Below are 10,294 nucleotides of genomic sequence, written 5' to 3'. Positions count from 1 at the left end.
AGTGATGAACAGAACCTTAAGTTGACGCGTATGGTCGCCGCTCTCCACTCCAATCAACTAATTTCATTAAACTGGGGTAGTTAAATTGATTACTGTTTCGAAAATTTACAATGTACCAGGAATCAAACAGGTTTAAAGTAAATAACAGAGTAATACACGTTTTTTACTTTACAAAATACTCATTATGTTTATTTAATTTCTGGCGAGCACATTTCTTGAGAAACAACCAAATGACGACAAATGTACTTGTAATTGACAGGTGATTACCGCCTCACATTATCTGGATGATATTAAAGTAAAAAGCCATACGTTTATTCAATTATAAATGTTATGCTTGTTTCACTAATTAGAATTATTTAATTAGAACTTTATTCAACAAAAAGGCCAGATTGTTGCATAAGGCAAGCAAGGGGTGATTGAAATTAAAAATACCAACATTGGACCTATTTTGTTATTATCGAGTGCCATTATTTATGGTTCGGCCTTAATATCAGCAACAATTTATTCACTGACTCTTGGAGGTGTTGATGGTCAAGGTTGGTATACAGAGTATGGAATTTTTGGAACTGCCCTGAGGGAAGTAGGTAGATTGCCAATAGTAATAGCTGTGTTATTAGCAATAGCGGGCATTGTTCTATTGGTAATACAAGAAAGAAAGGCTTGATAGATTATTTCCGCAATCTGGCGCGATAATTGAACACAGCTGTGCCAGAATCGAACCAGATTGTTGCACGACATAGTAACTTTAATTTGGGCTCATAATAATCGTGCCATATATGTGGATTATTGTTCAAACAAACTTAGAAAATAAGAAAGGGCAGATACATGTTATGTTACTGTTCTTAATTTTTTATATTATAGTTGCACCAATTTGTGTCTTATTACATGAATTGGGACATGGAATCGGCGCTGCCTTTGCTTCAAAAAAACATGTGCATATTTATCTTGGACCGGGAAGTAAAAAGAATAAAGAGAACTTCAGACTAGGAAGGATTCACTTTCATATATATTGGTCCTATACAGGTCTTACCTATTGGGGGAAAGACTTTAGTAAACGACAGAAAGCGATTGCATTAGCCGGTGGACCTTTATTGTCTTTGTTACTTGCCTTTTTATTTGGAATCCTGACGCTGTTTACCCCTCAAAGTGGGGTGCATTCATTGTTTTGGTGGACAACAATGTTATTTTTTCTTCAGTTCATTGGTACAATAATTCCTGTAATCTATCCTCGTTGGATGGGGGCCATTGGTGGTTACCTATCTGATGGTTTACAGCTATTACGAATGTTGAAAAATTAATATTAACAACCCATAATTCAGCCCCTTAAAGATGTAAATGAGTAAGTGGACTTTGTTTCAAGTTTTAAGAAAGAAATGTAAATTATTAAAAACAAAAAACAGTATTTTCTTTAACACAAAAAAAGATCAATTTTTAGAAGAAAATATTCAAGGGAGATGAATTAAAGTGGATACAACGAAGGGCAAGTTTGCGTTATTCTTTTGGGGAGTCCTATTTTTCTTGTTATATTTTAAGGTTTTTGCTTTTCTATGGAATCGGTGGGTTTTCGGGAGCATTATACCAGGCTCGCTCGGTTTCATAATCATAATTTTGATCGTCATTCCTGCGGCGTTTTTGACCGCAAGATTGCTTGTGCTAAAAATACCGTTGAAGTATCACATGATCGGAATCATCGGTGTCGTGCTGTTGTTTTCATGGAATGTATATGGCGATCATAGGGAAAAAGGTTTGGATGACTTAATCACTTATCAAGCTTCAAATTTCGAGGTGATGGAATTAGGTTTCTCCGATTTGCGAATTGAAGAGAAAGAACCTGTCGAAGAATTGATGGTGTTTCTGAGCCAGTACCGAGTAAAAAAGATGAAGGACTCCGACTGGAATAGCAATGTTTCAGGAGAGAAAGGATTTCAGGTCATGATTTACTCAAAGGGTAAAACGACAGGCGCCTCCATTTATGAGAATCGGCTCTTATCTTTTAATCATACCTCTTATTATAAAGTTCTTAATGGACCAATCGATATGGAATGGATTGATGCATTCAAGGAAAAATATGGGCATGGAAAATAAGCTTGGAAAGTTATTAAAACAAGATATAGGTTTTCAGTTTTAGAAGACTGCACTAATTATTTACCGACGTAAATGAAGGAGAGAATAAAAATGTATGGATTTTGCCTGTCCCACTAAAAGGCACGGTTGTTGAAAATCATAAGCTTAATTCCTCGTTCAAGGTAAGGAGGGTTTAGGCTTTTTTATCTTTCAAAATCCTTGCCATTTAAAAACCGCCTATTCCAGCTGGCTTTCACTTCATTTCTTGAAATTCACCATCTTATTCGATATTAAAACGAAATAGTATATAGATTTATACAAAATCCACTACTCAATAAACGAAAACAAACTACTAATAACAAATCAGCGCAGGCTTCTCGCGGGAGGCATCCACCAGCGCCGAAGCGTTTTTTAATGTGTGATTTTATAAACATCATCAGGTAGGAAAAGTTTTTAGGATCTTAATTCAAAACCTAAACCATTCATACTCAACGCTTTCCTATGCTTTTGTTCTGTTTACCTACATTTTCTGTTATAATTAATATACTATTAAAGGGAAAAGTGGAGGATATCTTATGAAATGCCCAGCATGCCAATATAATGGATCTAAAGTTGTCGATTCTCGTCCAGCTGATAGTAGTAGGTCTATTCGGCGGCGAAGGGAGTGCGAATCTTGTGCTTTTCGCTTTACAACGTTCGAGAAAATTGATGAAGCGCCGTTAATCGTCGTAAAACAAGATGGTTCACGTGATGAGTTTGTAGGCGATAAAATTTTACGAGGACTTATTCGTGCCTGTGTTAAACGACCTGTTGCTTTGGATGATTTAAAGGATATTGTGTATGAAATTGAAAAAGAATTGAGAAGTTCTGGAATCGCTGAGATAAATTCAGGTGATTTAGGAGAAATGGTTTTAGAACGACTAGCAAATGTGGATGAAGTTGCTTACGTTAGATTTGCATCTGTTTATCGAGATTACCAGGACATTACTGTTTTTATAGATGAATTAAAAAATCTTCAAACGAAAGCAGAAGAGAATTAATGGAAGGTGTAGGTTAAAATGGTGGCGCACTACAAAGAATTACAACCTGTGGATTCATACAAAATACAGTTATCGCACCCAATTTCGGACTATGACCGGCAACTTCTGACACTGTTTTATCAACCGCTAATCGGTTCTGATGCGATGAGTCTTTTTATGACGCTATGGGCTGATGCGGAACAAGAAGTCGAAAGGGAATACAATCATTATTATCTTATGAATCTATTATCAACCCCGCTGGAACCGATTTTTGAAGCGCGTATTTCGCTAGAAGCGATTGGGCTTTTACGCACGTATAAGAAAAAAGATGGCGATGAACGGTCATTTCTTTATAAATTATATGCCCCACTAACGGCAAAAGAGTTTTTTAATGATCCATTATTATCAACTTTTTTATTCAGTAAAATCGGTGAACAAGCCTATAGAAATTTACTTGCTCGTTTTACGGTTACTCATCCAGTTGATGGAAGTTTTACAGATGTATCTCGAACATTTCTTGATGTTTACACACCAGCTACGAACGGTTCCAATGCCAACGAAAATTCCGGAGTGGAAATTATTGGGGAGAATCGATCAGAAGGTGTTCCTTTTGTGAACTATGATTTTGATTTTAATTTGTTGAAGTCCGGACTATCCGAACAGATGATTCCACAAGCGGCATTAGCTTCAGTGCCAAGGGAGACAATAACAAAACTTGCATTCCTTTATTCCCTAAATCCGCTTGATATGCAAAAAGTCATCATGATGGCATTGGATGAAGATTTGCAATTACCAGAGTCGAGACTTCGCCGTGCAGCAGCAGATTTTTATAAAATGAGCATCTCAAAAGAAGCACCATCATTGAAAAAAGTGTTTGTCGAAACACAGCCAGCACCTCTTCAACAAGAAAAACGCTCGCGTGAAGAAGAGTTAGTGTATTACATGGAGAACACTGCACCAATAGATATGTTGCGTGATTTAAATGACAAAGAGCCATTATCCGTTGATGTACAATTAGCAGAACGGCTCATCAATACACATGCTTTACCAATAGGCGTAGTTAACGTACTTTTACAATACGTACATATTCGTAATGACGGTAAAATTACAAATAATTATGTTGAACGAATTGCTTCGCATTGGATGAACAAAAAAGTAAGCACCGCAAAAGAAGCGTTAGAATTCTCACGAAAAGAACATGACAAATATATGCAGTGGAAAAATGAAGGTCAAAAACCTGCAACTTATAACAAACGTGGAACTGGCCGAGAAGCAATGGTTCCTGAATGGTTTTTCAAAAAAGATGATAAGAAAAAAGAACAACCTAAAGCGCAAGATCCGGACGTAGAAGAAAGACGACGTAAACTACTGGAAAACTTAAACGCTAGAAGAAGTGAGGTGAAGTAAATGGAACCGATTGGAGATGCATTAAGACGAGTAGTCAATGCACCAGAATTTGCTGCGCGCTATGAAGATTTACAAGTTGAAATAATGAAGAATCCAGGTGTTCAAAAGTTTCTTTCGAAAAATTCAACTGAAATCAATGAGCAGATGATTGAAAGAAGTTTAGGTAAACTCTATGAATATTCAAGTGCTTCACATGGCTGTGATAAATGTACTGATTTATCGAACTGTAAAAATATTATGAATGGTTTTGAGCCAAAGTTAGTGATTAGACGTGACCTGATTGATATTGAATATTTAAAATGCCCATCAAAATTAACAGATGAAAATCAACGAAAAACAGCAAACATGATTGAAAGTATGCATATGCCTAAAGAAGTGATGGAAGCACAATTACACGACATTGATTTGAAAGCTACATCAGATGAAAGTAGAATTGCGGTTGTAGAAGCTGCAAATGAATTTTTAAATAGCTTAGATCAAACTGGAAAATTACCTCAACGTGGACTCTATATTTATGGTCCTTTTGGTATCGGAAAATCATTTATTCTCGGCGCATTGGCAAATGAACTAGCCAATCGTGGGGTTAAGACGATTGTTGTTTACGTTCCAGAATTTTTACGTGAAATTAAACAATCAATACAAGATCAAACTTTAAACGAAAAAATCGACTTTGTAAAAAGGGCACAAGTGTTAGTTTTAGATGATTTCGGTGCAGAGGCTATGTCTGCATGGACACGTGATGAAGTGCTAGGCACAATCCTGCAACATCGAATGGCTGAACAACTACCAACGTTTTTCACATCGAATTTAAGTTATGAAGAATTAGAAAACCATTTAACCTATACGCAACGTGGGGATAAAGATGTTGTGAAAGCAGCCCGTATTATGGAAAGAATTCGAATGGTATCTACAGATATTAAGCTAAGTGGAGAAAACCGACGAAAATAATGAATACACATATGATTTGAAAGAGTAATGGGGGATTTTTTTGAAGAAGATACTAGCGATTTTACTAAGTTTGGTCATTCTAATTATGTTAGGTACATTTCTTTTTAACAATCAAGATACCGCAGATTCTGAAAAAACGACACCTGACACTGAACATGCAGAAGAAGCTAAAACCGAAGAAATTGAAGAGGGAAATCAAGCAGATAACACTGAAATTCTTGTAGATACATTTACATTTGAACCTTTTACTTTAAGCGTGGATATGGATGATAAAGTGGAGGCTGGCATACCTTTTGAGGTGAGTGCGTCACTAAAAAATACATATAACGGACCAGTCACCTTAAAGAGTGGTAGTAAATGTACAAAAGACGTCACATTAGTTCTAACGCCATTTGAAGATTACAAAGAGAACCAAACACCACCTGATTGTGAGGATCCTACTGAAGATACTGAGGTATTAGTTGGTGAAAGTTTAGATACAACAGCAGAATTTATCGCTGAAAATGAGGGGAAATATATTGTTTCTGCTTACTTTGCGAATATGCCACTTTTAAAGAAAGCTATAACAGTAGGAAACCCAGCATTAGATGTGAAGGATGCCTCCTCAAATTTAGGCTCACTATCCCTAAATGTAGTTGCTGAAGGTGAATTTAAAGTTGGAGAACCAATTTACTTATCTAGTGCGCTTTCAAATACGGGTGATAACTTTATACGTTTGCTTGAAAATAGCTGCCAATTGGATATTCAGTTTACAGTTAGGGCAAATGATAAATCAGTCAAACTACCCGAAACATTTGGTCCATGCCAAGATGAAAACCGTAAATTCAACTTACAAGCAGGCAACACACTCAATGCATATTCTTCCTTTTTACCCGAGGAAAAAGGAACCTATTCAGTTAAAGTTTTTCATATCAATGAAGTTTCAACTGTCCTAGAATTTGGTGTAAACTAGATTTTGTGAAATTTACTTGCAATTCATTTTGATACGGCGTATACTCATCTCTAATAAGTAATTAAATGCATGGATAAGGATAATAATTGTTTTGTTAGCCGCCAGAGAACGGGGACATTAAGGGAAAGATTGAATTGTATCTTTCCGCACTTGGCTGGAAGCCCTGAAGGAATGACGTACAATTTACCACCTTGGAGCAGCATCGGTGAACTTAGTTTTCGTAACCGATGACGGATCCGGCCCGTTAGCCGAAGCAGAGCTTCTTTAATAACTTGAATCTATTATTCCTGTTATTAAGTGAAGAAGGGTGGAACCACGAGCGATAGCTTCGTCCCTTTCCAGGGATGGGGCTTTTTTTGTTTTTTAATTATAAAAGGAGTGTTTGAAAATGTCGAATGAAATTAAATTGAAATTTCCAGATGGTGCAGTAAAGGAATTTCCAAAAGGAACGACTACAGAAGAAGTCGCGGCATCTATTAGCCCAGGACTTCGTAGAAATGCACTTGCGGGAAAGCTAGACGGACAATTGATTGATTTTAAAACACCGATTTCAACTGACGGAGAAATTGCGATTATTACACCAGATTCACCTGAAGGACTAGAGATTTTACGCCATAGCTCTGCTCATGTGCTTGCACAAGCAGTAAAACGTCTTTTTAAAGATGCAAAATTCGGCGTTGGTCCAGTCATAGAGAATGGATTCTATTATGATATTGACTCATCCGTTCCAATCACTGCAGATGATCTACCTGAAATTGAAAAAGAAATGAAGCAAATCGTGAATGAAAATATTGACATAGTGCGTCGTGATGTTTCTCGAGCAGAAGCGATTGAGCTTTTCACAGAAATTGGCGATGAATATAAATTAGAACTGATTCAAGCAATCCCAGAAGATGAACAAGTATCGATATATGAACAAGGCGACTTCGTAGACTTATGTCGCGGTGTACATGTCCCGTCAACAGCTAAGCTAAAAGAATTTAAATTACTCAGCATTGCAGGCGCATATTGGCGTGGAGATTCCAATAATAAAATGTTGCAACGTATATACGGAACTGCTTTTTTCAAAAAAGATGCACTGAAAGCTCATTTGAAAATGCTTGAAGAGGCGAAAGAACGAGATCATCGGAAAATAGGTAAAGAACTTAACTTATTCATGAACTCTCAAAAAGTTGGTCAAGGACTTCCAATGTGGTTGCCAAAAGGCGCAACTGTCCGCCGTATTATCGAACGCTATATTGTCGATAAAGAAGAAAAACTTGGTTATGATCATGTTTATACACCAGTTTTGGGAAGTTCTGAACTGTATAAAACAAGCGGACACTGGGATCATTACCAAGATGATATGTTCCCGGTCATGAGTATGGACAATGAAGATCTCGTCCTTCGTCCAATGAACTGCCCGCATCATATGATGATTTATAAAAATGGCATTCATTCATATCGTAACCTGCCGCTTCGTATAGCAGAGCTTGGGACAATGCACCGTTACGAAATGTCAGGCGCACTTTCAGGATTACAACGTGTGCGCGGTATGACTTTGAATGATGCGCATCTCTTCGTTCGTCCAGACCAGATTCAGGATGAGTTTAAAAAAGTTGTTCAGCTAATTATTGATGTTTATAAAGACTTTAATATTACTGATTATTCATTCCGCGTATCTTACAGAGACCCAGAAGATACTGAAAAGTATTTTGATGACGATGCGATGTGGGAACGCGCGCAGGAAATGTTAAAAGAAGCGATGGATGAACTGAATGTTGACTATATTGAAGTTGAAGGTGAAGCTGCATTTTATGGTCCGAAACTGGACGTTCAAGTAAAAACTGCAATTGGAATGGAAGAAACACTTTCAACTGTTCAATTAGACTTCCTATTACCGGAGCGATTTGACTTAACTTATATCGGCGAAGACGGAAAGCAACATCGTCCGGTTGTCATTCACCGCGGAGTCGTTGGAACAATGGAACGTTTTGTTGCCTATTTAATAGAAGAATACAAAGGTGCATTCCCAACTTGGTTAGCACCGATTCAAGTTCAAGTGATCCCAGTTTCTCCAAGTGCACATTTTGATTATGCAAATGATGTACGTGAAAAACTTGTCGAAGCAGGATATAGAGTGTCATTAGATGAGAGAGAAGAGAAAATCGGTTATAAAATTCGTGAAGCGCAAATGCAAAAAGTTCCATACATGCTTGTCTTAGGTGATAAAGAAGTTGAATCTGGTGAAGTGAACGTACGTAAATACGGAGAGAAACAATCTGAAAGTATGAAGTTTGAAGACTTTATCCAGAGTATATCCGAGGACGTAAATAAAAAGTAAGCTTAGTAGCGTTTCGTTCGAAAAATTTGCAGATAGAATTAATGGTTGACATGTATCAGCCTGGATGGTATGATAACTAAGGTAAGTAATTTATTGAATATAGTTTGTGGTATAAGAAGAGGCTACCCGCTTCTCACCTGATGGACGCGAAAACGTTGTTAGCAGGTCAGCACATTTATGAAGTATCGTACATGTTGATGTGCGTACACATATGCGGGTAGACAAATCCAATTTGTCTACTCGCTTTTTATTTTTAAAATATATGGTGGGTACGACTAATAGGGTCGTTATATCCAAACTATTTATTCTTGAGATAAGTTTACCCGGAGGTGGATTACTATTAGCAAAGACATGAACGTAAACCAGGGCATACGTGCCCGCGAGGTTCGTCTGATTGATCATAACGGCGAACAGCTTGGAATCAAAACACGCAACGAAGCACTGGAAATTGCAACGAGTGTTAACTTAGACTTAGTTCTTGTTGCACCGAAAGCAAAACCACCAGTTGCTAGAATTATGGACCACGGAAAATTTAAGTTTGAGCAACAAAAAAGAGAACGTGAAGTTCGTCGGAATCAGAAGATTATCTTGTTGAAAGAAGTTCGTTTGAGCCCAACAATTGATGAGCATGACTTTCAAACAAAACTTCGCAACGCGATTAAGTTCCTTGAAAACGGCGACAAAGTAAAAGCATCGATTCGTTTCAGAGGACGTGCGATTACACATAAGGAAATCGGACAACGAGTACTAGACCGATTTGCTGAAGAATGTAAAGAACTGGCTACAGTTGAACAAAGACCTAAGATGGAAGGCCGTAGCATGTTCTTAATACTTGCGCCAACTGTCGAGAAATAAGTGACAACGAAAGATTTAGGAGGAACCATTTATGGCTAAGATGAAAACACATAGGGGATCAGCAAAACGTTTCAAGAAAACAGGTACTGGAAAACTAAAACGTGGCCGTGCATACACAAGTCACCTTTTTGCAAACAAAACGACAAAAGCAAAACGTCATTTGCGTAAAGCATCACTAGTTTCTTCAGGTGACTACAAACGCATTCGCGAAATGATCACGTACGTAAAATAATAAAAATACTAAATTCGAACAGAAAAGCAGGAGGTTTTTACTATGCCACGAGTTAAAGGCGGAGTAGTCAGACGTAAGCGCCATAAACGCATTATTAAATTAGCAAAAGGGTATTATGGTTCTAAACATAGACTATATAAAACAGCAAACGAACAAGTAATGAGATCATTTAATTATGCATACAGAGACCGTCGTCAAAGAAAACGTGATTTCCGTAAATTATGGATTACACGTATCAATGCGGCAGCTCGTATGAATGGTCTTTCATACAGCAATATGATGCACGGCTTAAAAGTAGCTGGCATTGATATCAACCGTAAAATGCTTGCTGAACTAGCGGTGTCTGACGCAACAGCGTTCACACAACTTGCAGATGCAGCAAAAAAAGCAGTTGCTAAATAATTAACGAAAACTAAACCGCCTTTTCGCTTGAAGAAATTCAAGTGGAGGCGGTTTTTCTTTTAAAACTGTTATTATATCGATTTAGTTTTCTA

11 protein-coding genes are annotated in these 10,294 nt (G+C 37.4%); all 11 read left to right on the top strand.

What is annotated here, in order from left to right:
• Window positions 1-412 precede the first annotated feature (412 nt).
• The 11 genes from AC25Y1_RS16170 (at window position 413) to rplT (ending at window position 10,202) form a co-directional block, all read left to right on the top strand.
• A complete protein-coding gene (locus AC25Y1_RS16170; protein ID WP_488149032.1) occupies window positions 413-664 on the top strand; it encodes a phosphatase in 252 nt (83 codons plus the stop codon).
• Between the two features lie 166 nt (window positions 665-830).
• Entirely contained in the window at window positions 831-1,298 is a 468-nt protein-coding gene (locus tag AC25Y1_RS16165; RefSeq protein WP_488149031.1) for a hypothetical protein, read from the top strand.
• Window positions 1,299-1,464: 166 nt separating this feature from the next.
• The gene (locus AC25Y1_RS16160) at window positions 1,465-2,085 is read left to right on the top strand and encodes a hypothetical protein (protein ID WP_488149030.1); all 621 of its coding nucleotides are present in this window, start codon (window positions 1,465-1,467) and stop codon (window positions 2,083-2,085) included.
• A 554-nt stretch (window positions 2,086-2,639) separates the two neighbouring features.
• Window positions 2,640-3,104 carry a transcriptional regulator NrdR gene (nrdR, locus tag AC25Y1_RS16155; protein WP_488149029.1) on the top strand — a complete coding sequence of 155 codons (465 nt, stop codon included), beginning with the start codon at window positions 2,640-2,642 and terminating at the stop codon, window positions 3,102-3,104.
• Between the two features lie 18 nt (window positions 3,105-3,122).
• A complete protein-coding gene (locus AC25Y1_RS16150; RefSeq protein ID WP_488149028.1) occupies window positions 3,123-4,490 on the top strand; it encodes a replication initiation and membrane attachment family protein in 1,368 nt (455 codons plus the stop codon).
• Window positions 4,491-5,438, top strand: a complete 948-nt coding sequence (gene dnaI / locus AC25Y1_RS16145; protein WP_488149027.1) for a primosomal protein DnaI — start codon at window positions 4,491-4,493, stop codon at window positions 5,436-5,438. It begins immediately after the preceding gene.
• A 40-nt stretch (window positions 5,439-5,478) separates the two neighbouring features.
• Complete coding sequence (locus AC25Y1_RS16140; protein ID WP_488149026.1) at window positions 5,479-6,390, top strand: hypothetical protein; 912 nt, start codon at window positions 5,479-5,481, stop codon at window positions 6,388-6,390.
• 388 nt (window positions 6,391-6,778) lie between these two features.
• Window positions 6,779-8,713 carry a threonine--tRNA ligase gene (thrS, locus tag AC25Y1_RS16135; RefSeq protein WP_488149025.1) on the top strand — a complete coding sequence of 645 codons (1,935 nt, stop codon included), beginning with the start codon at window positions 6,779-6,781 and terminating at the stop codon, window positions 8,711-8,713.
• Between the two features lie 351 nt (window positions 8,714-9,064).
• The gene (infC, locus tag AC25Y1_RS16130; RefSeq protein WP_488149024.1) at window positions 9,065-9,568 is read left to right on the top strand and encodes a translation initiation factor IF-3; all 504 of its coding nucleotides are present in this window, start codon (window positions 9,065-9,067) and stop codon (window positions 9,566-9,568) included.
• A gap of 31 nt (window positions 9,569-9,599) precedes the next feature.
• Window positions 9,600-9,800, top strand: a complete 201-nt coding sequence (rpmI, locus tag AC25Y1_RS16125) for a 50S ribosomal protein L35 (protein ID WP_488149023.1) — start codon at window positions 9,600-9,602, stop codon at window positions 9,798-9,800.
• 42 nt (window positions 9,801-9,842) lie between these two features.
• Window positions 9,843-10,202, top strand: coding sequence for a 50S ribosomal protein L20 (gene rplT / locus AC25Y1_RS16120; protein ID WP_488149022.1), 360 nt, complete (start codon window positions 9,843-9,845; stop codon window positions 10,200-10,202).
• Window positions 10,203-10,294: the final 92 nt, after the last annotated feature.

The organism is Sporosarcina sp. Y1009, assembly GCF_057669865.1.
This window is presented reverse-complemented; position numbering and strand designations above follow the sequence as displayed.

Bases quoted from the DNA above. Each gene is read 5' to 3' on its own strand.
- AC25Y1_RS16165 (WP_488149031.1), top strand. From the start codon at position 831: ATGTTACTGTTCTTAATTTTTTATATTATAGTTGCACCAATTTGTGTC.
- nrdR (WP_488149029.1), top strand. From the start codon at position 2,640: ATGAAATGCCCAGCATGCCAATATAATGGATCTAAAGTTGTCGATTCT.
- AC25Y1_RS16150 (WP_488149028.1), top strand. From the start codon at position 3,123: ATGGTGGCGCACTACAAAGAATTACAACCTGTGGATTCATACAAAATA.
- dnaI (WP_488149027.1), top strand. From the start codon at position 4,491: ATGGAACCGATTGGAGATGCATTAAGACGAGTAGTCAATGCACCAGAA.
- thrS (WP_488149025.1), top strand. From the start codon at position 6,779: ATGTCGAATGAAATTAAATTGAAATTTCCAGATGGTGCAGTAAAGGAA.
- infC (WP_488149024.1), top strand. From the start codon at position 9,065: ATGAACGTAAACCAGGGCATACGTGCCCGCGAGGTTCGTCTGATTGAT.
- rpmI (WP_488149023.1), top strand. From the start codon at position 9,600: ATGGCTAAGATGAAAACACATAGGGGATCAGCAAAACGTTTCAAGAAA.
- rplT (WP_488149022.1), top strand. From the start codon at position 9,843: ATGCCACGAGTTAAAGGCGGAGTAGTCAGACGTAAGCGCCATAAACGC.